The organism is Pseudomonas kitaguniensis (assembly GCF_049199985.1).
GTDB lineage: Bacteria > Pseudomonadota > Gammaproteobacteria > Pseudomonadales > Pseudomonadaceae > Aquipseudomonas > Aquipseudomonas kitaguniensis.
The window spans coordinates 23,904-44,783 of record NZ_JBLZPT010000021.1; the positions used below are offsets into that span (position 1 = coordinate 23,904).

At 57.6% G+C, this 20,880-nt stretch carries 20 protein-coding genes and 2 pseudogenes; 9 read left to right on the forward strand and 13 right to left on the reverse strand.

Annotated features, from left to right (window positions below):
* Positions 1 to 109 precede the first annotated feature (109 nt).
* The 7 genes from ACOZK9_RS21485 to ACOZK9_RS21515 all read right to left on the reverse strand — a co-directional run bounded on the left by ACOZK9_RS21485 (position 110) and on the right by ACOZK9_RS21515 (position 9,881).
* The gene (locus ACOZK9_RS21485; RefSeq protein ID WP_421556523.1) at positions 110 to 904 is read right to left on the reverse strand and encodes a hypothetical protein; all 795 of its coding nucleotides are present in this window, start codon (positions 902 to 904) and stop codon (positions 110 to 112) included.
* The gene (locus ACOZK9_RS21490; RefSeq protein WP_421556524.1) at positions 901 to 1,749 is read right to left on the reverse strand and encodes a DUF4123 domain-containing protein; all 849 of its coding nucleotides are present in this window, start codon (positions 1,747 to 1,749) and stop codon (positions 901 to 903) included. Before ACOZK9_RS21490 ends, ACOZK9_RS21485 begins: the two co-directional genes overlap by 4 nt.
* A complete protein-coding gene (gene tssI, locus ACOZK9_RS21495; protein ID WP_421556525.1) occupies positions 1,746 to 3,773 on the reverse strand; it encodes a type VI secretion system tip protein TssI/VgrG in 2,028 nt (675 codons plus the stop codon). The genes ACOZK9_RS21490 and tssI overlap by 4 nt, the downstream gene beginning before the upstream one ends.
* A 239-nt stretch (positions 3,774 to 4,012) precedes the next feature.
* A complete protein-coding gene (gene katG, locus ACOZK9_RS21500; RefSeq protein ID WP_421556526.1) occupies positions 4,013 to 6,283 on the reverse strand; it encodes a catalase/peroxidase HPI in 2,271 nt (756 codons plus the stop codon).
* Positions 6,284 to 6,843: 560 nt separating this feature from the next.
* On the reverse strand, positions 6,844 to 7,983 hold the full coding sequence (locus tag ACOZK9_RS21505) for a glutathione-independent formaldehyde dehydrogenase (RefSeq protein ID WP_122249365.1): 1,140 nt from the start codon (positions 7,981 to 7,983) through the stop codon (positions 6,844 to 6,846).
* 193 nt (positions 7,984 to 8,176) lie between these two features.
* On the reverse strand, positions 8,177 to 8,878 hold the full coding sequence (locus ACOZK9_RS21510) for a glycosyltransferase family 2 protein (protein ID WP_421556527.1): 702 nt from the start codon (positions 8,876 to 8,878) through the stop codon (positions 8,177 to 8,179).
* A gap of 157 nt (positions 8,879 to 9,035) precedes the next feature.
* On the reverse strand, positions 9,036 to 9,881 hold the full coding sequence (locus tag ACOZK9_RS21515; RefSeq protein ID WP_421556528.1) for a DNA/RNA non-specific endonuclease: 846 nt from the start codon (positions 9,879 to 9,881) through the stop codon (positions 9,036 to 9,038).
* A gap of 539 nt (positions 9,882 to 10,420) precedes the next feature.
* Here ACOZK9_RS21515 and ACOZK9_RS21520 point away from each other — a divergent pair.
* Positions 10,421 to 12,049 (forward strand): methyl-accepting chemotaxis protein, encoded by a 1,629-nt coding sequence (locus ACOZK9_RS21520; protein ID WP_152748760.1) that lies wholly within the window; start codon positions 10,421 to 10,423, stop codon positions 12,047 to 12,049.
* Between the two features lie 4 nt (positions 12,050 to 12,053).
* On the opposite strand, the gene ACOZK9_RS21525 is transcribed toward ACOZK9_RS21520, so the two are convergent.
* Entirely contained in the window at positions 12,054 to 12,209 is a 156-nt protein-coding gene (locus tag ACOZK9_RS21525; protein WP_421556529.1) for a hypothetical protein, read from the reverse strand.
* A 31-nt stretch (positions 12,210 to 12,240) separates the two neighbouring features.
* Positions 12,241 to 12,741: a hypothetical protein gene (locus tag ACOZK9_RS21530; RefSeq protein ID WP_235592457.1), complete on the reverse strand. Its 501-nt coding sequence runs from the start codon at positions 12,739 to 12,741 to the stop codon at positions 12,241 to 12,243.
* A 568-nt stretch (positions 12,742 to 13,309) separates the two neighbouring features.
* Between ACOZK9_RS21530 and ACOZK9_RS21535 the strand changes: the two genes are divergently transcribed.
* The 5 genes and pseudogenes from ACOZK9_RS21535 to ACOZK9_RS21555 all read left to right on the forward strand — a co-directional run.
* A complete protein-coding gene (locus tag ACOZK9_RS21535) occupies positions 13,310 to 13,759 on the forward strand; it encodes a TVP38/TMEM64 family protein (RefSeq protein WP_421556530.1) in 450 nt (149 codons plus the stop codon).
* A gap of 4 nt (positions 13,760 to 13,763) precedes the next feature.
* On the forward strand, positions 13,764 to 14,147 hold the full coding sequence (locus ACOZK9_RS21540; protein ID WP_421556531.1) for a nuclear transport factor 2 family protein: 384 nt from the start codon (positions 13,764 to 13,766) through the stop codon (positions 14,145 to 14,147).
* Positions 14,148 to 14,203: 56 nt separating this feature from the next.
* Complete coding sequence (locus ACOZK9_RS21545) at positions 14,204 to 14,590, forward strand: nuclear transport factor 2 family protein (protein ID WP_122249361.1); 387 nt, start codon at positions 14,204 to 14,206, stop codon at positions 14,588 to 14,590.
* Between the two features lie 44 nt (positions 14,591 to 14,634).
* A complete protein-coding gene (locus tag ACOZK9_RS21550) occupies positions 14,635 to 15,084 on the forward strand; it encodes an SRPBCC family protein (protein WP_122249360.1) in 450 nt (149 codons plus the stop codon).
* 56 nt (positions 15,085 to 15,140) lie between these two features.
* Positions 15,141 to 15,346 (forward strand): annotated as a pseudogene (locus ACOZK9_RS21555) (flavin reductase); the annotation flags it as partial.
* Between the two features lie 88 nt (positions 15,347 to 15,434).
* Here ACOZK9_RS21555 and ACOZK9_RS21560 read toward each other — a convergent pair.
* The 3 genes and pseudogenes from ACOZK9_RS21560 to ACOZK9_RS21570 all read right to left on the reverse strand — a co-directional run bounded on the left by ACOZK9_RS21560 (position 15,435) and on the right by ACOZK9_RS21570 (position 17,984).
* Positions 15,435 to 16,178 carry an SDR family oxidoreductase gene (locus ACOZK9_RS21560; protein ID WP_034105454.1) on the reverse strand — a complete coding sequence of 248 codons (744 nt, stop codon included), beginning with the start codon at positions 16,176 to 16,178 and terminating at the stop codon, positions 15,435 to 15,437.
* 69 nt (positions 16,179 to 16,247) lie between these two features.
* Entirely contained in the window at positions 16,248 to 17,351 is a 1,104-nt protein-coding gene (locus ACOZK9_RS21565; protein ID WP_421556532.1) for an alkene reductase, read from the reverse strand.
* A 51-nt stretch (positions 17,352 to 17,402) separates the two neighbouring features.
* A pseudogene (locus ACOZK9_RS21570) lies at positions 17,403 to 17,984 on the reverse strand (TetR/AcrR family transcriptional regulator).
* A gap of 105 nt (positions 17,985 to 18,089) precedes the next feature.
* Here ACOZK9_RS21570 and ACOZK9_RS21575 point away from each other — a divergent pair.
* The 3 genes from ACOZK9_RS21575 to ACOZK9_RS21585 all read left to right on the forward strand — a co-directional run bounded on the left by ACOZK9_RS21575 (position 18,090) and on the right by ACOZK9_RS21585 (position 19,992).
* Positions 18,090 to 18,425 (forward strand): LysR family transcriptional regulator, encoded by a 336-nt coding sequence (locus ACOZK9_RS21575; protein WP_421556533.1) that lies wholly within the window; start codon positions 18,090 to 18,092, stop codon positions 18,423 to 18,425.
* A 108-nt stretch (positions 18,426 to 18,533) separates the two neighbouring features.
* A complete protein-coding gene (locus tag ACOZK9_RS21580) occupies positions 18,534 to 19,166 on the forward strand; it encodes a TetR/AcrR family transcriptional regulator (protein ID WP_122249356.1) in 633 nt (210 codons plus the stop codon).
* Between the two features lie 160 nt (positions 19,167 to 19,326).
* A complete protein-coding gene (locus tag ACOZK9_RS21585) occupies positions 19,327 to 19,992 on the forward strand; it encodes an SDR family oxidoreductase (protein WP_421556534.1) in 666 nt (221 codons plus the stop codon).
* A 173-nt stretch (positions 19,993 to 20,165) separates the two neighbouring features.
* Here ACOZK9_RS21585 and ACOZK9_RS21590 read toward each other — a convergent pair whose 3' ends face one another.
* Entirely contained in the window at positions 20,166 to 20,747 is a 582-nt protein-coding gene (locus ACOZK9_RS21590; RefSeq protein ID WP_421556535.1) for a TetR/AcrR family transcriptional regulator, read from the reverse strand.
* Between the last annotated feature and the right edge of the window lie 133 nt (positions 20,748 to 20,880).

The following is a 20,880-nucleotide window of genomic DNA, read 5'->3' on the forward strand; positions in this document are numbered from 1 at the left end:
TGCCGATACAGTGTTTTCCTGATAAACCCGGTCAACGTGCACTTGCGGGTTGGGGCACAAACAAGGCCGTCAAATAACGCTTTGTTATTGTCTTTAAGGGCTGCGAGGCTCATGGGGTTACCTCTTTGTTTTCGGTACAGCCGGGATAAATAGTGCAACTGCGGCCATCCGGCATTTTGAAACTGCTGAAGTCTCTGTAATTGCCGTAGCAAAACGCATATTGATCTTCAAAGTTGTCGCCCATGCAGCGCTTCCAACCTCCGGGCACCTTGACCCACGTATCGCCGACAGCTGGTTTTTCTAAATCAGCCAGCTTGATGTTCAGCTTCACGGTTTTACCCGGTAGCTGATCGAGGGTGTATGCGGCAAACGGCCGACCTTTGGTGACATTGCCTTGGGCGTCGGTACTTTTGCAGTAGAGAATTTTGGTTATGTAACGCTTGGGACCAATCGTGCGGAAAAACCACTGACACTGGCCGGAAAACTGGCTTTCGCCAGCAGCACTGAAGGTGCGCTTGTCGTCAGCGTTAAGGTGATCGCGTACGGCGATAAACCCGGAGTCACCGCCGAAATCACCTCGGTCCTTCCCGTAGGCCGCTTTGATCTCTAGCTCTATCCCGTTAATAACCAACTCACAGCCTTTGCGGGTGCGGCGTATTTCAATCTGCGCATCAGGCTTGTATTCAGTCCGCCATTCGCGGTTGAACTGCTGTTTCAAATTGTCACGTCTGCCTAAGTCGCAGGACTGGCCGGGGACGGGCACGTAGCTCACGGAGGCGACATAGGCAAACCCCGGAGGCAAGTCGGCGGTAAACGTGAAGGTGTTGGACTTTTCGCTGGCAGAGCAGCCCACGCTAAGGGCCAGGCAACTGCCAAGGGCTAAATGGCGAATGACGCGCTTCATAAAGGCCCATCCCCCTGCCAATACAGCGCTTCCTGATAAACCCGGTCAACATGCGCTTGCGGTGTTTCGTTTGGCCGGGGAAGCCAGGACTTGGGCGCGGTGTAGTCCGGCGCGAGTACGCTTTGCGTCAGCAAAAAGTGAAGGGTGTGAGGTTCCTGCCAGCCCCACGTATGCGCCAAGTCGAGCTGGCCGCGCAGCCAGCTATCGATGTCTTGCTGCCGGGCCAGGTCGAGCAGGCGGCCGATGTGTTTGCGGGCCAGGTAACGCCGCGCATTGTCGAACTGCAGGCTTTTGACGGTAGATTCCGGCGTTGGGGTATGGCACCAGGCGGGGTCTGCCGGCAGGGGATGAATACCGGGGTTTGGGTTATCGGTGACCGCCCACTGCCCGGCCTGCCAGTAACACACGCTGGTGATGAGGCCCAGGTAGTCCGGGCGCTGCTCGGGGTGTAAACAGGCCAGTGCGCGCCCCAATACTCGGTTGTCGTGAAAGCGATAAAGCGCCTGGTTCGGCCGCTCCCCCTTCACCAGGCGGTTTTGCCAATGCGTGGTCAACGCATCAAGGTCAGCGCTTGCCGCACTGGCAAGCCAGCCCCAGTGACGCTCAGGTGTATCGAGGAGTGCCCGAAGGGCCGGATGGCCTGTATTGCCCAAGTGAAAGAGGTAAGGTGCGACGTTCGCCAATGACTCGGCAGGTGTGCCAATGTACAGATTGCGGTACTGGTCGACGCCACGCTCGCAAGCCAACGCAGTGCGTTCTTCAAGCTGGCCGTGGGTGTCGAGTACCAGGTAGAGGTGGCGCCCCTGCTGGCGCTGCTCTTGCAACCATTGCTCAAGCACACTCATGCGGACTCTCCAATGTTGCACAGGCCAGCAACACAGGCCTCGCAGAGCGGGCAGTGGTCCGCCGCTTGCTGTTTAACGGCAGCCAGAATGGACGGCGGGTTAGCGATAAACGCTTGTGGTGCGCTGGCAAACGCCTGTGCGGCTTGAAGCGCAGGAACCCCTGCCACCGGCGCGCCGCCCTGAACAATAGGCACGCTGCTGAAAATGCCGCCTGCGGTGATGAGCAGGTGTTGCCCGCCGGCGCTGAGCGTCAGGCTCACGCCTGCGTTTATCACCACGTTGGCGGCGGTGAGATGCGCTTGTGTGCCGGCCTGAATCACCAGCGTACCGCCTGCCATTGTGCTGCTGTTGCCGGTAATGCTGAGCCGTTCATTACCACCGATAGCGGTGTTACGCAGACCTTGGGTGGTGTGCAGTTCATCGCCCTGGATCACGCTGGAACTGTTGCTGCCCACCTGTTCAAAGCGGTCATTACCGACCTTGATGTCGCTGTCATTGAGGATCACTTGTTCGATGTCGCGTTGAGCATGCAGGTAGATCAGTTCCTGCCCTGCCCGGTCTTCAATCGACAGTTCGTTGTAGCCACCACTGCGCGGCGAGCTATGGCTGCGCAGCACGCTTTTGGTCTTGTTCGCCGGTAACGGGTACGCCACCGGCATGACCTTGTTGGGCACGCAACCGGTAACCAGCGGATGGTCGGGGTCGCCTTCCAAAAAAGTCACCACCACTTCCATACCCACGCGCGGAATGGTTACGGCGCCGAAGCTGTCGCCCGCCCAACTCGACGACACCCGTAGCCAGCAACTGCTCTTGTCGCTGCCCAACTCGGCGCGGTCCCAATGGAACTCGACCTTGACCCTGCCGTACTCATCGCAAAAAATTTCTTCCCCGGCGGGTCCGGTGACACGGGCGGTCTGGCTGACCATCGGCGATTTGCGCGTGACCAAGGGTGGCCGGTACACCGCATCCCACGGAATCGCAGTGAAGGTATTGCGGTAACCCTGTGTGAAACCGTCTTCGGGTTCAACCTCAGTGGTGGCTGCCTCCTCAAGTGATTGAGGCTGCTTGCCTGTGTGGGTCACGCTGAGCAACAGCCACAACGCGTTGCACGATTGGCGCGGGTGTTCCGTCAGGTCAAAGAAGTGGCCACTGCGCAAGGTGGGTTGATCGCTCTGGCCCTCGGCCAACTGGTAGTCGGCACGGTGACGCTCCAGCGCCTGTTGGGCGAGCTGCTTGCCGAGTTTTTCATGCTCGATCAGCGCCGGGTAACGGTAGTCTTCAAGTGCAGGGCTAAACTCGACGGCAGCTCGGCTTTGCCGCAGCAGGCTTGGGCGCCTTAAATCATAGCCACGACGCGTGACCTGGCTGGTTCGGCTACTGAAACGCGTGGAGAACTGGCTGACGACCGGGTAATCCGCCACCAGGCCAGCGTCCTGCTGATACGGGGTCGCCCCCAGCAAGGGGAAGCAGGCCTGATTGTCGGTGAACAGCAACTGATGGCCATGTTGGCTGTGCTGGTGGTGCCACGAAATCCCTTCCTCACTGCACAACCTGCTGATGAAGTCGAAGTCACTTTCAGCGTATTGCGTGCAGTACTCTCGCTCTACAGCGCTGCGGACATGGAAGGTGTACACATCGGCCTGGATGCCGTGGCCGTTGAGCACCTGGGCGACAATCTGCGGCACCGTCAGGTGTTGGAAGATGCGGTGATTGTGGCTGAACTGCAAATAGTGCAGCGCGGGCACTAACGTCAGTTGATACCGGCTCAGGCGTTTACCGGCCTCACCTGCCAACACATCTTCAATATGCCCATGAATACCTTCGCCATTAAGGCCGAACTGCAAGAAGGCGGGCTGGCTGAGCAGGCGCCCAAGATCGAAGTCCGGCGCCTCGCTGACGAGCTCAATCTTAATCGCGTACAAGGTGCTGATCGCTTCAGTGCCGTGAAAGGCCAGCACCTTGAAATCGTTACTAACGGACGGGATTAACAACGCGAAGTGCGCAGCATTGGCTGACGCGAACATACGCTTATCCTTAACCTGAAAAGTGCAAGAAAAACGCGACGCCCAAGCCAGTCACCGGACACGCTCAATTTTCAAGGCAAGCTAACAAAGCGATAAAAAAAATGATGTAGGACGGGTCCCAAACTTAGCGCGACTCCCGAGTTTTTTAAAAAAGGCGACTGCGCCACGCGTGCTGCACGCAAAAAAAACGCCTCTCAGAGAGAGGCGTTCAAGGGGGTGCTTAAGGGCTGACGAAAACCTCAGGCAAGGTCAAAACGATCCAGGTTCATCACTTTGGTCCAGGCCGCCACGAAGTCTTTCACAAAGGTCTCCTGTGCATCGGCGCTGCCATACACTTCAGCCAGTGCCCTCAACTGAGCGTGCGAGCCGAATACCAAGTCAACGCGCGAGCCCGTCCACTTGACCTCACCGGTTTTGCGGTCACGTGCCTCGAAGGTATCGTTGGCGCCCGAGACAGCTTTCCACTCGACGCCCATGTCCAACAGGTTCTTGAAGAAGTCATTGCTGAGGGTTTGCGCTCGATGCGTGAACACACCCAGCTTGCTCTGCCCGACATTGGTATCCAGAACCCGCAGGCCGCCCAACAGCACAGTCATCTCGGGTGCGGTCAGGGTCAGCAATTGCGCCTTGTCGACCAGCAATGATTCAGCCGACACCCGGTAATGGCCCTTTTGGTAGTTACGGAAGCCATCGGCAATCGGCTCAAGGAAGCCGAACGACTCAACATCCGTCTGCTCCTGGGACGCATCTGCGCGGCCCGCGGTAAACGGCACGGTGACCTGCTGACCGGCATTTTTAGCGGCCAGCTCTACACCCGCGTTACCCGCCAGCACGATCAGGTCGGCCAGTGAAATCTTTTTACCGCCAGACTGCGCTGCGTTGAATTCGCGCTGTATGCCTTCCAGCGTCTGCAGAACACTTGCCAGTTGCTGCGGCTGGTTGACTGCCCAGTCTTTCTGCGGGGCCAGACGCAGACGGCCGCCGTTGGCACCGCCGCGCTTATCCGAACCACGGAAGGTCGACGCTGCGGCCCACGCGGTTGAGACCAACTGCGAGACCGTAAGGCCTGAGGCGAGCACTTTGCCCTTCAGTGCGGCCACATCGTGTTCGTCGACCAACGGATGGTCAACCGCCGGAATCGGGTCCTGCCACAGCAGTTCTTCAGCCGGCAGTTCCGGGCCGAGGTAACGCGCAAGCGGGCCCATGTCGCGGTGAGTCAGCTTGAACCAGGCACGGGCGAACGCGTCGGCCAGTTGCTCGGGGTTGGCCAGAAAACGTCGGGAGATCTGTTCATACGCCGGGTCAAAGCGCAGTGCCAGGTCCGATGTGAGCATGCTTGGCGCGTGCCGCTTGGCCGCGTCGTGGGCATCTGGAATCTTACCGGCACCGGCACCGTTTTTCGGTATCCATTGATGTGCGCCGGCCGGGCTTTTGGTCAGCTCCCATTCGAAGCCAAACAGGTTTTCGAGGTACTCGTTGCTCCATTTCGTCGGCGTCGATGTCCAGGTCACTTCCAGGCCGCTGGTGATGGTGTCCCCGCCTTTGCCGCTGCCGAAGGCGTTTTTCCAGCCAAGCCCCTGCTCTTCAAGACCGGCTGCTTCAGGCTCCGGACCAACGTTGTCAGCCGGCCCTGCACCGTGAGTCTTGCCGAAGGCGTGACCGCCGGCGATCAGTGCCACGGTCTCTTCGTCATTCATGGCCATGCGGCCGAAGGTTTCACGAATGTCTTTCGCCGAGGCCACTGGGTCTGGAACACCCTCAGGGCCTTCAGGGTTTACGTAGATCAAGCCCATCTGCACGGCAGCCAGCGGGTTCTCCAGCGTGCGCTCGCCGTTCGCGGTGCGGCTGTGTTCTTCGCCGTGGTTGTCAGGCTCGGCGACCAACGTGCCCTCACCCGGCTGCTGCATTTTCTTTTGCGCGCCGTAGCGTTCTTCACCGCCCAGCCACGTGGTCTCGGAACCCCAGTAAACGTCTTCTTCCGGTTCCCAGACATCCGGGCGGCCACCGGAAAAGCCAAAGGTCTTGAAGCCCATGGATTCCAGCGCAACGTTGCCGGTGAGTACGATCAAATCGGCCCAGGAGATCTTGCGACCATACTTTTGCTTGACCGGCCAGATCAAGCGGCGAGCCTTGTCCAGGCTGACGTTATCCGGCCAGCTATTGAGGGGCGCAAAGCGCTGCTGACCGGCACCCGCACCGCCACGACCGTCGGCGGTACGGTAAGTACCCGCGCTGTGCCACGCCATCCGAATGAACAGCGGGCCGTAGTGACCAAAATCCGCTGGCCACCAGTCTTGAGACTGGGTCATGACATCGCGCAGGTCCTGTTTGACGGCTTCAAAATCAAGGGTCTTGAATTCCTTGGCGTAGTCGAAGCCTTCGCCCATTGGGTCACTGAGCGAGGAATGCTGATGCAGGATTTTCAGGTTCAGTTGCTTGGGCCACCAATCGCGATTGGTAGTGCCGCCGCCGGCAGCATGGTTGAAGGGGCACTTCGATTCAGTTGACATGCTCGATACACCTTTTCGTCATATTCATCAGGCCATCCAATCCGCAACAGCACTCGCTACATTGATAGGTAACCTTAAAAACACCACGCTCGATGTCGGCGCACTGCCCCTCAATGTTCGCCACGCACAAGGCTGATCAATTAACTGTTATGCGCGCGCGCAGAGTGCTGAGAAAACCGGGTAAATTCTTATGTCCCAATCAACGTTGAACGCAGCGCTCTACGTTGACAGTTACCAAGAATAGCCTGCTTCGCAAAAATTCCTAATAGTAAAAATATGGTTGCCTGATAGGCAGATTCTGTCTGCGCGGCGGCTGAGCGCCAGGGATCAAAGGCGAGTGCACACAGGGTATTTGGGTGACGGGAGGCTTGCCAGATCAAATCAACAGCGGGCGGCCTGAAAGCCGACCCATCTGCCAAGCCGAACGCGGTGAAAGGTGGGAGCTGGGTTGCCTGCGATCGCATCACCTCGGTATGTCTGATGCACCGAGGTGCCTGCATCGCGAGCCAGCCCGCTCCCACAGGCGTGCGCGTTTGATCAAACTACAGCGCTTGTTCTACTTACGCAGCAGGCTTGAGTACAACCTTGGTCCAGCCGTCGTCACGTGCGTCGAAGTGCTTGTACGCATCAGGCCCCTCGGAGAGTTTAAGGCGGTGCGAAATGATCTGCGCAGGGTTGGCGCGCCCGTGATGGATAAGCTCAGCCAAGCGGCGGTTGTAGACTTTTACGTTCGCTTGCCCGGTTCGAATCTGCTGCCCCTTGAACCAGAACGCGCCGAAGTCGAAGGCCATTTTGCCTTCCTTCGCCAGCTCATTTTTTGCGCCTGGGTCTTGCGGTACGAACACGCCAACGACACCGATCCCGCCGGTGGCTTTGGTGGAAGCGACCAGGTTGTTCATGGTCAGGTGATTGGCTTCGTGGCCATGCCGATCACAGCATTGATAACCCACACATTCACAGCCGCGATCAGTGCCCTTGCCGTGCGTCAGATTCAATATCTGGTCCACCGCTTCTTTCTCAAGCGAGTTGATCGGCGTGGCGCCCATTTGAGCAGCCAACTTCAACCGGTCGGGATGATTGTCGACCACAAATACCTGCGAGGCACCTTTGATCATCGCCGCGTGGGCGGCCATCAAACCAACCGGGCCGGCGCCGTAAATGGCGATACTTTCACCCGGCAGCAGGCCCGCCAACTCGGTGGCGTGCCAACCCGTCGGGAAGATGTCCGACAGCATGACATAGTCGTCTTCACGCTCTTGCGCATCCTCGGGCAATACCAGGCAGTTGAAGTCGGCATAGGGCACGCGCAGCAGTTCTGCCTGCCCGCCCTGATACGACCCCATGTCGGCAAAGCCATACGCCGCACCGGCACTGCCCGGGTTTGCGGTCAGGCAAAAGCCGGTAAGGCCCTTCTCGCAGTTTTCGCAGAAGCCGCAACCGATGTTGAACGGCAGGCACACACGGTCACCGACTTTAACCCGGTCGACGCCTGCGCCGACTTCAATCACCTCCCCCAGGTTCTCGTGCCCGAACACGCGGCCGGTCTCGAACGAAGTACGCCCTTCATACATGTGCAGGTCAGAGCCGCAGATATTAGTCGCGGTGACTCGCACCAGAACGTCGGTAGGTTTTTCGATTTTGGCGTCGGGAACATTTTGCACACTGACGTCACGAGGGCCGTTGTAAACGATGGCTTTCATTAAGTTCTCCCAGAACCAGGACGAAAAGGACATTTTTGTCAGTACCTGTTTTATCTGTCCGGGAGAGCACGGCGTATGTTCAACAAATCCACTTCAAGCCTGACGAGCGGTTGGGATTTTACTCACCTGAAAAAGTTTGAATTATTCGCCCCTTTATCCCTAGCGATTTTAAATCGCCGGGAGATCAAGTGCGTTAAATCGAACTGTCTGAACTGACGCGGGGCTCGCTGTCAAGGTGGCCAGGGCCAGGCATAAGCGCCGCCAAATACTCGCCAAAACCGCCTCGGCATTTATAGTCGCGGCGCGCACTGGTGATCACCGGGTTGGTGGCGGTCCAGACAATGCGCGCACCAATTCTTTCCAGGTCAGCCACCAGGCGCACGTCCTCGTGTGCAACCAAATGCTGAAAGCCCCCGGCGTTACGGTAGGCCGCAGCGCTCAGGCCGAGGTTGGCGCCATGGATGTGGCGATGGTTCTCGGTAAACTGGTACAACGCCATATAGGTTGAGCGCACGGCGTCACCATGCTCGCTCCAACTGTCTACCTCGACGGTTCCACAGACCGCATCCGCGCCAAACTCGATCTGGCGCACCAGCCAATCCGGCGGCACCTGCGTGTCCGCATCGGTGAACGCCAGCCACTCGGCGCCCGCTTCGAGTAACTGCTCTGCGCCAACCGCCCTGGCCTTGCCGACATTGCGAAAACACACGTCGAGCATCGCCACGGTCTTTGCCGAGACCAGCGCCGCCGTCGTGTCGGTGCAGTCATCCAATACCACCAGTACTTCAACGTGCCGGCCTTGCAGGGCCGGATGTTGAACGGCCCGCAGTACCGAAGCGAGACACTCACTGATGTGTTTTTCTTCGTTATGGGCAGGTATCACGATTCCTATCATTGCCGTTCCTTCTACGTGGCGACGTGTCTTGAGCTATCGACATTGCGCTTATGTAGAAGGTTTAAAGTATCTGGAGACGCGCATCCGAACGGTTGGACAGACAGCCGTGTAATGCTCGATTGCGTTGTATTACACGCGCACAACACGGCTTTAAACGTTACTTACAGCCCAGCCGGCTGGGTAACTGCCCCTGTTTTGACTTCAGCGCAGCCTGCACCGCTTGCGGCAAGTTGCTCCAGAACGTGAGCCCCGAGCGCTCTTCGATTTGACTCACGGTCACCTGATAATTACAGAAGTTCGCGTTCTTCGCCGTCTCCTGCTCCATCACAAACGATGCATACAGACCTTGCTCCGGCGAGCTTCCGGCAACGATGATTTTCCAGTAACCACTGGGGATCGTGTGAACCTTGTTGGTACCCGGCAGCGTACCCACAAAATGCTCGTACAACGGCCCGGTGACGACATACACCTGGTCAATGCCTGCCGCCTTGCTGAGCGTGCGTTCCTGATCTTCAAGATGCGCCCAAGGCCCTTGGTTAAGGTCGGACTTTTGCGGGGTGATGTTCGACAGGTAGTTGAGGGTTTGCCAGTCCGCAACCCCCGCCATCGACGCGAGGTTGGCCTGATGGCCACGATCAACTTTGAGCGCGACGTTGGCGCCGTTGTAATCCACCGGGTCCAGCGTTTCACCGGCGGGTATGTCCGGGTCGGTCGCCCAGTCGCGCGAGCGACCGCTGGCCGGCGTGGTTTTGGTAATTTTGTACGCCACCCAGTTCGCAAACTTGGTGGAGCCGTTGTTGTTCAGCGTGTACGCCTGGCGGTTCAACGTCAGCGGGCTGCCGCCGGTAGGGCAGCCCACCGAACAGTTATCCAACTGCAACGCCGCGTGTGGCGTGGCCTGAGTCGCAACGGCGGCTTCGCGTGTTCTATCCGGTGTGGTACAGGCGGCAACCAGCGGGATCAACAGATACGCCAGATGTTTAAACTTCATACGTCCTTGCATGGTGTAGCTCCTTGGTGTGAATCAATGACAGCCATCAATGGCATGTCGGCTGCGGCGATTGCAGCGTGGGCCGACATAAACATTTAAACACGCAATTGTTACACGCGCTAAGTCGCGCGTAACGTTTGCGTGTCGATTGAACGGCGTCAGTAGCGAGCGATGACTGAGCTCAGTGGCGAGCCATGAACATTGGCTGACGCAAGACACATCCGCGCCACCCCGATCAGCAGACGGCGCCGACCCCAGCAGTGTTTGATTGCGCTCTCGCGCCTCCATCACTGGCATGATCGCCTTGATCGTCAATGTGCTGGAGGCGCCGCTGGAAACAAGAAACAACAGGAGCAGCGCACTACTTTTTTCATGCAATGGACAGCTTGTAGGGTTAGCCGATTAATTAGCCAGCGGTCGACGGGCGTCGGAAGACTATGAGCGGTAGAAATAGACACGCTCTATTACGCCCATAATTAAAGCATCCCAGCGGTGGGTCGATAATATGTTCAAGGATGAATACCCGCCCACCCCACGCTCTGGTACTTGATATGCTCCTACGAAAGCTCAACCTTGCGCCCCGTTCAGCTCTGTGCTTTGGCTTTTTCTGCCTGATAATCGTTGCAATGGGGTTACTTGCCTTGCGGCAAGCCGGGCTACTAAAAACAGCCGAAAAATACGTTGAAACTAACGTAGTGCCGAGCGTCAAGTTGTTGGGGCAACTGGACCGGGAATTCGTGAGTATCCGGGGCAACAACGCACGCGTGCGTAACCCGATAGAGCCTCAAGAGCGTAAAACCAAGGCACTCAGCGACATCCAGCAATCCCGGCAAATGATTGATCAATACCTGCAGTCATTGAAGGCGCTGATTGTCACTGCGCGCGGTCAAGAAGCATTTGAGCGTCTGCGTGAGGCTCAAAGCGAGTACACCAAGGCTCAGGAGCTGTACCTTGCCTCGGTGGCAGCGCAGCAATTGGAAACCGCAGTTTCCATTTCAAATGGCCAAATGAAAAATGCGGCCGATCAGGTTGAAGTTGCACTTAAAAACCTCATCGGCATAAACGAAGACAAGGCCAAAAAAGCCGGACAGGACGCTGACGATATTTATCAACAAACACTGATGATAGTTGGCGTTTTTATGCTGGTTTCGGTGACCGCCTCGTTAATATTGGCGTGGCTCTATACCCGCAGCCTGACAGTGCCCATTAACGAATCATTAGCGATCGCACAACGTATCGCCGCGAATGACTTGAGCAACGACGTTAAAGTTGAAGGCACCGACGAGGCGGCCCAACTGGTTAAAGCAATCGCAACGATGCAGTCAAACTTGCGTGATGCGCTGGCGCTGATTGGTGATTCATCGACCCAACTGGCCGCCACCTCCGAAGAAATGCATGCGGTGACTGAGGGGGCTTCGCGCACTATTCAGCGTCAAAACCATGAAATTGAAATGGCGGCCACCGCCGTCAATGAAATGAGTGCAGCCGTGGAAGAAGTCGCAGGCAATGCCGCGTCCACCTCCGACCTCACCTCGCTGTCCAGCACCGCTGCTATCGCGGGGCGTAATCAGGTGAACGAAACGGTTGCGGCGATCAACGTCATGGTCGCCAACGTTCAGTCAACCTCCGTGGAAGTGCAAGCCTTGGCGAGCATGGCGACCGACATCAGCAAGGTGCTGGATGTGATCCGCGGTATCGCCGAGCAGACCAATTTGCTCGCGTTGAACGCGGCGATTGAAGCGGCACGCGCAGGCGAAGCCGGCCGTGGTTTTGCGGTGGTCGCCGATGAGGTCAGAGCCCTCGCCCATCGCACGCAAAAATCCACGCAAGAAATTGAGCAAATGGTCGATTCGATTCAGGCCGGCACCGGCAATGCCGTGTCATCGATGAGTCAGACCAGTATCCAAGCCGCGCAAACGCTTGAAATGGCCAACGGCGCGGGTAAGGTCCTGTCCGAAATTACCGATTCCCTGAGCCAGATCAACGAACGAAATTTGATGATCGCAACCGCCGCAGAGGAACAGGCGCAGGTGGCGCGGGAGGTCGACCGCAACCTCGTGAGTATTCGCGACTTGTCCAGCGAGGCATCAGAAGGCTCGAACCAAACGGCGATAGCCACCGCTGAGCTGACGAAGCTGGCAACCGACCTTAGCCAATTGACCCAGCAGTTCAAACTCTAAGCCATCATTGCATGGGTGCTGCTAACGGCCACACCGGTTGGGGGGGGGTGAGCTGGCTGGCATTTTCGGCCACCAGCAAGCGCTCTTGCAGGCTCTGGCTGCCTGGCAAGTCTTCGGTGAACAGCGCGGGTGCCGACACCTTCCCGGCAGGGTTGTGCACCCCGCCGGCAGCCACACGGCCTAGCGTGTAATCAGGGTCTGGCTTGGCGAAGCACAAGTTCCGAAAGACGGGTCTTGACCCGGAAGCAGAATTCACGAATTTGAAATTGATAAGCCGGCAGCACCATATAGTTTATATCGGCACTTATTGAGTCTTTAATTTGCATGTATTTAGCAGTCTTGCTGGCAATGGCCTGGTACTGCGCTTCGTATTTGTCGTAAGACGCTCTGTTGTAAACCTTTAAAACATCCAGTTCTTTACGGCATTGCTCAGCGCTGTATTGGTTCGACTTTGTCTCTGATTCCGGCTCGGCGGTCTCAGGCGAGACAGCGGCTGGGCCTTCAGCACTGGCGTTGGCAGAGGCAGCCTCATAGCGCACAGGCGGCTTTGCGGGTGTTGGCTGTGCGGGTTGAGGGGGTGCTTGCTGAGCGACGGCAGGAGCGGGAGTGACTTTAGGCTTTTCTGGCGTTTTAGTAGCGCATCCAGAGACGGCAAGACCTACCAATACAACGATGCCACAAATTTTATTCATCGGTTTCACCAAAGCTAATTATGGTTGGCTGAGTCGGTACGTTCTGGGCAAAGGTAATAACTCGTTGATTGATCGAGTGTAAATTTTCTACCCGCCTCAAGGCGCTCAGCCTCTCTTCCCTGAGTGCGCAGATAAACGATAATAGTAAAAAAACAACGACATGACGAGTAAAAGCTCGTCAGCAACGCCACAAATTTAATCGGCCAATTATTGTGCGACCCCGCTGCGCACGCCCCCTGATCGGTGTAGTGCCAACTGCTCCGGTGTGGCCGGTCTTGACGGGATGCTGTTGCCGGCGCGGCAGGCCGGGCGCTGCGCATATTTGAGCGGGATGATCACAGGGTTATAGCCGTCGTAACCCAGCCGCTTCAACTGCGTCATGACCGCAAAATTGTCCACTTCGGCTTACCCAACACCCACAGCAAATGCCTTGACACTAACTGTAGTGATCACTATAAAATGCACGTAATATGTAGCGATCGCTAATTAAATGGCTTTCGGGTGATGTGCTGGGCGGGAAGCATTCCGACCGAATGAATGAGAAACGCTGCTCATCTCGCCCGCTGGCTTGCTGTCTGCAGCGCTCGCGTTCGCCTTGGGCAGATCGCTGCTGCGGCCCTGGGTCAAAGGATGTATGGCGAAAAGCCCGACATCAGAGGCGGTCGACCACGCTATCGAGTCTGGAGGTTTTCGGATGATTTTTCTCTTGCGCCTGGCGTCCATCGTGCCATTCGCTCCGATGAGCTACGGACTCGGAGCCTGCCGAATCGCACGTCGGGATTTCCCGCTGACGACCTGGATCGGCCTGCTTCCTGGAACATTTCTGTATGCGTACCTGGGCTCTCTGGCAGCTGATGCCGCACAGATAATCAGTGGCGAGGTAACGACCAATCGCTCGACTCAGTTGATGACTTGGGCGGGTCTGGTCGTTGCACTGATCGCCTTACTGACCGTCGCTCGATATGCACGCAAAGCAATCAACCAAGCCCTTCTTCAACCCTCTTCAAACCAGGAGTAACACCATGAGCAACCCAACTTACGTCGAAGACTACAACGCCATCGTCATGGTGCTGAACCACTACAACGAAGGTGGCAAGCAAGCCAAGAGCAGCCTCATGAAGCCTGCCTTCAGCGAGCAGGCCACCCTCTTTGGTGTAGATGGCGAAGGCAAGCTGACCGGAGGCCCGATCCAGGGTCTGTTCGACATCATCGACAGCGCCTTCCGCCCGTCACCGGAAGCCAAAGCTGCCATCGTCAATGTCGATATCGTCGGCACCGCTGCCAGCGCACGTATCGATACCAATGACATCTCCGGCTTCTGCTTCACCGACTTCTTCAACCTGCTGAAGGTTGATGGAAAGTGGACCGTCATCAGCAAGATCTACCACACCCACGTTGCGCCTTAACCCACCCGCTTGAACCGCGCCCCATTGGCGCCAAAACCCTGCAAAGGAGTTTGACCATGAGCAAAAACATCAAAGCAGTACCCACCCAGGACTACAACGCCGTTGTCGCCGTGGCCCAGCAATACGCAGACGGCCTGCGTGCAGGCAGCCCGCAATTGCTGGAGCAGGCCTTCCACAAGGAAGCGGTGATGTACGGCTTCACCAACGGCAAACTGTTGGGCGGCCCGATCAGCAACCTGTTCGACTTCGTCCGCACTCATGGCAAGGCACCGGATATCAGCACACGCCTGGACGTGCTGGCGATCACCCCAACCACCGCCGTGGTACGTGTGGACATGGAAAAGGACGCGATTGGCGCCGACTACAACGATTACCTGACACTGATCAAAATCGACGGCACCTGGAAGGTGATCGCCAAGGTTTATCACCAGTTCGAAGGCTGATCCGAGCGGCCTGAACGCAATGCTGTTTCTTAAGGTGATGAATCATGGCAAAAGTTGAATACAGCGCCGTTGTAGACGGCGGCGCCGAGCGCGTTTGGGATGTACTCAAGCGCTTCGGGGAAATCAGCCAGTGGCACCCGGCGATCCCACAGAGCGTCATCGAGGACGGTCAGCCGGACGGTCTGGTCGGCTGTATCCGTCGGCTGACGTTGCAGGACGGCGCCATTCTGCGCGAGCAGTTGTTATCGGTAGACGCGGTGAATCTGCAGTTCTCCTACCGCTTCGTTGAAGCACCACTGCCGGTCGACAACTATGTGTTGAGCGTGCGATTGACCCCGCTGACCGGCGAGCAAAAAACCGTGATTCTGTGGTCTGCGACCTTCGACACGCGTGAACCTGATCCCCAGGGGCAATGGACCTCGACCATCGAGTCGCTCATTGTCGGCGGGCATGAAAGCCTCCAGGTTTACCTGAACCAAACCGCCACCGCGTGAAGGTGCCCTGCCCCGCTCCAGCAATGGACGCGGGGTTTAATTTTTCTGGAGTTACGATGCACGACCACATTGCCGAAGTGCCGCTTGAAAAAGCCTATCGGCTGATCAACCACGGCCCCACCGTGCTGGTATCTGCTCAACACGAGGAGACTCGAAATGTGCTGGCCGCGGCATGGGCCTGTGCATTGGATTTCTCACCGCCCAAAGTCACTGTGGTGCTGGACAAGATCGCAAAAGCCGCGAACTGGTAAAGCGTAGCGGCCTGGCAAAACCCCGCGCTGACACACCAAGAGCGCAGCACACAAGGCGCTGCGCCGGTGCCTGCGCTGGGTGATTTCAACGCTTATGACTTACCAATCCTGGCGGGTCGGCGAAATGATCAGGTCGTTGACGGTGACGTTTTCAGGCTGATTCAGTGCATACACCACTGCGCGACCAATATCGTCCGGCGAGATAGCAATTTTATTCAGCTCTTGAGCCGCTTTACGGCCTGCCGGGTCGGTGACTTTATCGGCCCAACCGGTGTTGATCACACCCGGGCTGACCGTGTTGACACGGATGCCGTGCTGCACGCCCAGCTCTTTGCGCATCGACTCAGTCATAGCCTGCACGAAGAACTTGGTGGAGCTGTAGATACCCGCAGCAGGCCCAACCTGGTGACCGGCGACCGAATCCATATTAAGGATCTGGCCCGACTTCTGTTTCAGCATGAACGGCAACACCGCGGCGATACCATGCAGGTAGCCTTTGATGTTCACGTTGATCATCTTTTCCCAATCATCGGTGGCCAGGTCGACCCAGTTGGAAAACAGCATCAAGCCTGCGTTGTTGATCAGGATATCCACCGAGCCGAAAGAGTCCTGGGCGAATTGCGCGAGCGCTTTCATATCCTCAGGGTTGGTAACGTCGCTGACGCGACCTACCGCTTCACCGCCCTTGCCTTTCAACTCGCTGACGATGGCGTCCAGGCCTTGCTGGTCCAGGGCTGCTGCGACAATTCGAACGCCTTTCTCGGACAAGGCACGTGCCGATGCAGCACCCAGGCCGGACGATGCGCCAGTGATGATCGCGGTTTTATTCTGCAGATAGTTCATGGGCGTTCCTCTGGTTGGTGACTGCCCGTCTGTGCGGGCAGTTTTTGGGTTATCGCGGGTACAAGGGGATCAGTAATTGCCGACCGGCCAGTCGGTGTAGCCTTTGGCGCCGCCGCCGTAATACGACTCGCGCGGGGCGATGGTCAGTTCGGCCCCACGACGCAAGCGCTCAACCAGGTCCGGGTTGGAGATAAACAGGCGGCCAAACGCTACGGCGTCGATCTTGCCTTGCGCGCGGCGCTCAATAGCCATGTCCAGGTCGTAGTTGTTGTTGCCTATGAAGGGCCCGTTGAACTGCGCGCTCAATGCGTCCATGTCCACGCCTGCCGGCACTTCACGCGAGGTGGCGGTCGCGCCTTCAACGAAATGCAGGTACGCCAGGTCGAAGGCATTCAACTGCTGGATCAGGTAGCCGTACATCGCCATCACGTTGCTGTCGGGCGGCGTGTTGCCGGCGTCAGGCGTGACCGGCGACAGGCGGATGCCAACCCGGTCGTTGCCCCAGATCTTGACGATTGCTTCGGTCACTTCCAGGGTCAGGCGCGCACGGTTCTCGATGGAGCCGCCGTACTGGTCGGTGCGATGGTTGGTCGAGTCCCGCAGGAACTGGTCCAGCAGGTAGCTGTTGGCCGAGTGAACCTCTACACCATCAAAACCAGCCCGCTTGGCATTCTCGGCAGCACGTTTGTACTGCTCGATGATCCCCGGGATCTCATCGGTTTCAAGCGCCCGTGGCATCGACACCGGGACGAAGCCGTTGGTGGTGTAGGTGTCGCCGTCGGCCTTGATCGCGGAAGGCGCGACCGGTGCGGCACCGTCAGGTTGCAGCTCGACACTGGAGAAGCGTCCCACATGCCACAGCTGGCTGACGATCTTGCCGCCGGCGGCATGCACGGCGTCCGTGACTTTCTTCCAGCCCGCAACCTGCTCCTCGCTCCAGATGCCGGGGGTGGCCGCGTAACCGCGGCCTTGCGCGGAAATATTGGTGGCCTCGGCGACGATCAAGCCCGCCGTGGCGCGTTGAGCGTAATACTCGGCGTGCAGCGCGTTGGGGATGCCATCTTCGGCATAGCGGCTACGGGTTACAGGCGCCATCAAAATACGGTTGGCGAGTTTCATCGCGCCCAGGTTGATGGGGGTGAATAAGTCGGTACGAGTGGCGTTGTCTGTCATGATAGACCTCAGTTAAATAGACCGGTCGTCTAGTAAGTTGGTAAAAAATAGCTACGACAAAAGTCGCTTTGCCAAAGTCAGGGATGTTTCAAAGGCGTCGTCGCGCTTGCCGATCTTCATCATCAACGAAGCGCCGAGCCAAACCTGATAGAGCGATTGCGCAAGCGTCGCGCTTGGCGCTGTGGACGTGATCGAGCCATCGACAAGCCCTTGCTCAATACAGCGCTCAAGCTTTGCGTGGATAGCCTGCGTGCCTCGGTCGAGCACCAGGCGCATGCCCCCCGAGAGGTCACAGACCTCGGCGCCCAATTTGACCACCAGGCACTTGTCGGTAGGCAAGTCAGAGCACTAGGTTTGCGCCCAATACTGGAAGTAACTCAGCAACCTTTGCGCGGCGGGTGCAGAGCCCATCAACAGCGTGTCGACTGTTGCGAGGTAGTCGGAAAAATACTGTTCAAGCAGTGCCTGACCAAATTCTTCCTTGGATTTGAAGTAGTGGTAGAACGAACCTTTCGGCACGCTCGCAGCCGCTACTACCTCAGCCAAGCCTACGCCGGTGTAGCCTTTGTGAGTCATCAACGTCCTGGCGACATCCAGGATGTGTTGGCGTGTTTCAGAATGATGCTTTTTCATAATGCAGCTACTCTAATTAAAACTAGACCGGTCGTCTAGTAAATTTTAGAATGGCCTCACGTTCTACGACCAACGGCGAACGAAGACAATGACAGGGTCACGCCCATGAACACCCCTCTGCCCACGTCAACGTTCAATACCGAGTGCCTTGCGCAATTCAACCTCAATTGCCTGGTGATTTTCGCTGCGCTGTATCAGGAAAAAAGTGTCACCAGGGCGTCCGAGCGCTTGAACATTGGACAGCCCGCTGTCAGCAACAGCCTGTCCAAGCTCAGGCTGATTTTTCAAGACCCACTGTTTTTTCGCCGAAACGCAGAGATGGTACCCACCGCAGTCGCCGGTGATATTGCGCAGCATGTGATACCGCTATTGAGCGGTATTGGCCACGTGCTTGAGCGATACAATGTACCGCCCCCTGGGCACGCGTCACCGTCGACCTGAAATCTCAAAATTACGCTACGCATCCGAAAAGTCCATTTTGTGTATCATTAAGGCAGAAATCTCTTCCAGGCATGCTGTCTGGCGATACGCCCCAAGGTGCTGCACTCAATGACTGAAACCACCCCAATCTCTGTTCCTCGCGCAAAAGGACGCCCGCGCGCATTCGATCGCGACCAGGCTCTGCTGCACGCGCTGGCAGTGTTTTGGAAGCGTGGCTACGAGCCGGCCTCTGTGGCGGAATTGTGTTCAGCCATGAGCATCAGCCCTCCCAGCCTGTATGCGGCTTTTGGCAACAAAGCCAAGTTGTTTCTGGAAGCGGTTGCCTACTACGAAGCGACCTTCTGGGATGCCACGTGGGAGCGCATGGACACCGAGCCGGACATCGTGCGCGCCATCAGCGACTTCTTCCACACCTCAGCGTCGATCCTGACCGAACCTGAAGCGCCTTGTGGCTGCATGGTCGTGCTCGCGGCAGTCAATGTCTCCGACGATGCCGAAGAGGTCACCGCGACCCTCAAGGCCTTGCGCCAGGAAGGCCGTGACTACTTACAGCAGCGCCTGGATCGCGCGGTGGAACAAGGTCAACTCAAACCAGGAACCAACACCCGCTTGCTCGCCGCCGCCCTGAATACATTGCTCGAAGGTATGTCGCTGCAGGCACATGACGCTGCCAGCCGGGAAGATCTGCAAGGCATCGGTGCAACAGCCGTCGCGATGCTGAGCCCGTCCCTCTCTGCTTGACTGGATATTGCGCAAAAGTGCCTCCAGGCATTAGCGGCCCGATGCTTGACAGCTTCTGTAGTGATCAATATAGAATAAAGCTCAACAGGCATTCGTTAACACCGTCTGCAGGTTCGCTTGAGCGGGCTATTTTTGAAACATCGCCTGATCTGGAGGCGCTATGCACTCAGTTTTTATCGTCGGTGGTTCGGGTAAAGTGGCCCGAAGCCTTGCTCAACAACTGGCAGAACGAGGCCATCAACCACGTTCGTTATACCGTCATGCGGAACAAGCCGAAGGGCTCGAAGCGCTCGGCGCGATTCCTGTTGCCGGTAACTTGCTGGACCTCGACACAGCGGCTCTGGCCAAGCTGATGGCGGGCAGTGACACCGTGGTCTTCGCGGCCGGTGCCGGCGGCAAAGGCGGCGCGCAGATGACGGATGCTATCGACGGTCACGGCCTGGAGCTGTCTGTGGCCGCGGCTCGGTTGGCGGGCATTCAGCGCTTCATTCTGGTCTCGGCGTTTCCAGAGGCATCGCGTGGCAAATCGGTTTCCGAGACGTTCGAAAATTATATGGCCGTGAAGAAACGCGCGGACATGCACCTCGCTGCAAGCGATCTTGACTGGGTCATTCTGCGCCCCGGCACGTTGCTGGACTCGCCTGGCACTGGCAAAGTCCACGCCGGCCTTGCCATCCCCTACGGCGACGTGCCGCGCGAGGATGTCGCGTCAGCCTTGTTGCAGATCATCGAACAGCCCGGCGTGAATCGCGTCATCATCGAACTGACCCAAGGCACTACGCCGGTCGATGAAGCTATTCAGGCGTGTCATGGGAGGCCAGCGTGAAGAGGTGCGCCCTGCCGAGCGCGTCATGACCCTCTTGTTGAAACTCACGGCGCCGCTGTTGCCAGCGCGCTGTCGACTCAACCCCCCGGCGCTGATTGCGCGGGCACTGCTGCGGCGATTAATCAGGCCACAGGCGTGCATATTGTTACGTCGAGCGGCATGACAAGGCGAGGTTAGGCCAGTAAGCGCCGGCTCATTTCAAGCGCCGCGTCAAAGGGCTCGCGAGTGCGGTTGACCTTGACCAGCAACGAGGCGCCCAACCACATCTGGTAGAGCGCTTCAGCCAACATCGCGGCGTCAACGGACGCGGCGATGGAGCCATCGGCTTTGCCCTGCTCAACGCAACGAGTCATCCGCTCGATGATCAGGGCAGTCCCCTTCTCAAGCACACCGCGCATGTTTTCGGACAGGTCACACACTTCCGCACCCAATTTGACCACCAGGCATTTTTGATCGGTGTGATCGAACGCCTGTGTCTCGGCCCAATAGCGTAGATAGCTCAGCAGGCGTTCGGCGCCGGAGCCCTCACTGGCCAATTGCACATCGACCCTGGTGAGGTACTCCTCAAAGTACTCTTCGAGCAGCGCTTGGCCAAACTCATCCTTGGAGCGGAAGTAGTGGTAGAACGACCCTTTCGGTACACCCGCGGCCGCGAGCAACTCGGTTAGGCCGACGGCGGTGTAACCTTTTTGGGTCATCAGCGACTTGGCGACATCAATAATGTGCTGGCGCATGTCATGGGCGGGTTTCTTCATAATGCGGCGCATGCTATCAAAAAAAACGCTCAAGCGGCAGGCGCCCGGTGCAACGGCTGCCGTTTGTACACCGGTGTCGCAAGTCGATTTAAGCAGCGCTTCAGCGACAAAAAATATAAATGTATTTGCCAGC

Bases quoted from the DNA above. Each gene is read 5' to 3' on its own strand.
- ACOZK9_RS21485 (WP_421556523.1), bottom strand. From the start codon at position 904: ATGAAGCGCGTCATTCGCCATTTAGCCCTTGGCAGTTGCCTGGCCCTT.
- ACOZK9_RS21490 (WP_421556524.1), bottom strand. From the start codon at position 1,749: ATGAGTGTGCTTGAGCAATGGTTGCAAGAGCAGCGCCAGCAGGGGCGC.
- tssI (WP_421556525.1), bottom strand. From the start codon at position 3,773: ATGTTCGCGTCAGCCAATGCTGCGCACTTCGCGTTGTTAATCCCGTCC.
- katG (WP_421556526.1), bottom strand. From the start codon at position 6,283: ATGTCAACTGAATCGAAGTGCCCCTTCAACCATGCTGCCGGCGGCGGC.
- ACOZK9_RS21505 (WP_122249365.1), bottom strand. From the start codon at position 7,983: ATGAAAGCCATCGTTTACAACGGCCCTCGTGACGTCAGTGTGCAAAAT.
- ACOZK9_RS21510 (WP_421556527.1), bottom strand. From the start codon at position 8,878: ATGATAGGAATCGTGATACCTGCCCATAACGAAGAAAAACACATCAGT.
- ACOZK9_RS21515 (WP_421556528.1), bottom strand. From the start codon at position 9,881: ATGCAAGGACGTATGAAGTTTAAACATCTGGCGTATCTGTTGATCCCG.
- ACOZK9_RS21520 (WP_152748760.1), top strand. From the start codon at position 10,421: ATGCTCCTACGAAAGCTCAACCTTGCGCCCCGTTCAGCTCTGTGCTTT.
- ACOZK9_RS21530 (WP_235592457.1), bottom strand. From the start codon at position 12,741: ATGAATAAAATTTGTGGCATCGTTGTATTGGTAGGTCTTGCCGTCTCT.
- ACOZK9_RS21540 (WP_421556531.1), top strand. From the start codon at position 13,764: ATGAGCAACCCAACTTACGTCGAAGACTACAACGCCATCGTCATGGTG.
- ACOZK9_RS21545 (WP_122249361.1), top strand. From the start codon at position 14,204: ATGAGCAAAAACATCAAAGCAGTACCCACCCAGGACTACAACGCCGTT.
- ACOZK9_RS21550 (WP_122249360.1), top strand. From the start codon at position 14,635: ATGGCAAAAGTTGAATACAGCGCCGTTGTAGACGGCGGCGCCGAGCGC.
- ACOZK9_RS21560 (WP_034105454.1), bottom strand. From the start codon at position 16,178: ATGAACTATCTGCAGAATAAAACCGCGATCATCACTGGCGCATCGTCC.
- ACOZK9_RS21565 (WP_421556532.1), bottom strand. From the start codon at position 17,351: ATGACAGACAACGCCACTCGTACCGACTTATTCACCCCCATCAACCTG.
- ACOZK9_RS21575 (WP_421556533.1), top strand. From the start codon at position 18,090: ATGAACACCCCTCTGCCCACGTCAACGTTCAATACCGAGTGCCTTGCG.
- ACOZK9_RS21580 (WP_122249356.1), top strand. From the start codon at position 18,534: ATGACTGAAACCACCCCAATCTCTGTTCCTCGCGCAAAAGGACGCCCG.
- ACOZK9_RS21585 (WP_421556534.1), top strand. From the start codon at position 19,327: ATGCACTCAGTTTTTATCGTCGGTGGTTCGGGTAAAGTGGCCCGAAGC.
- ACOZK9_RS21590 (WP_421556535.1), bottom strand. From the start codon at position 20,747: ATGAAGAAACCCGCCCATGACATGCGCCAGCACATTATTGATGTCGCC.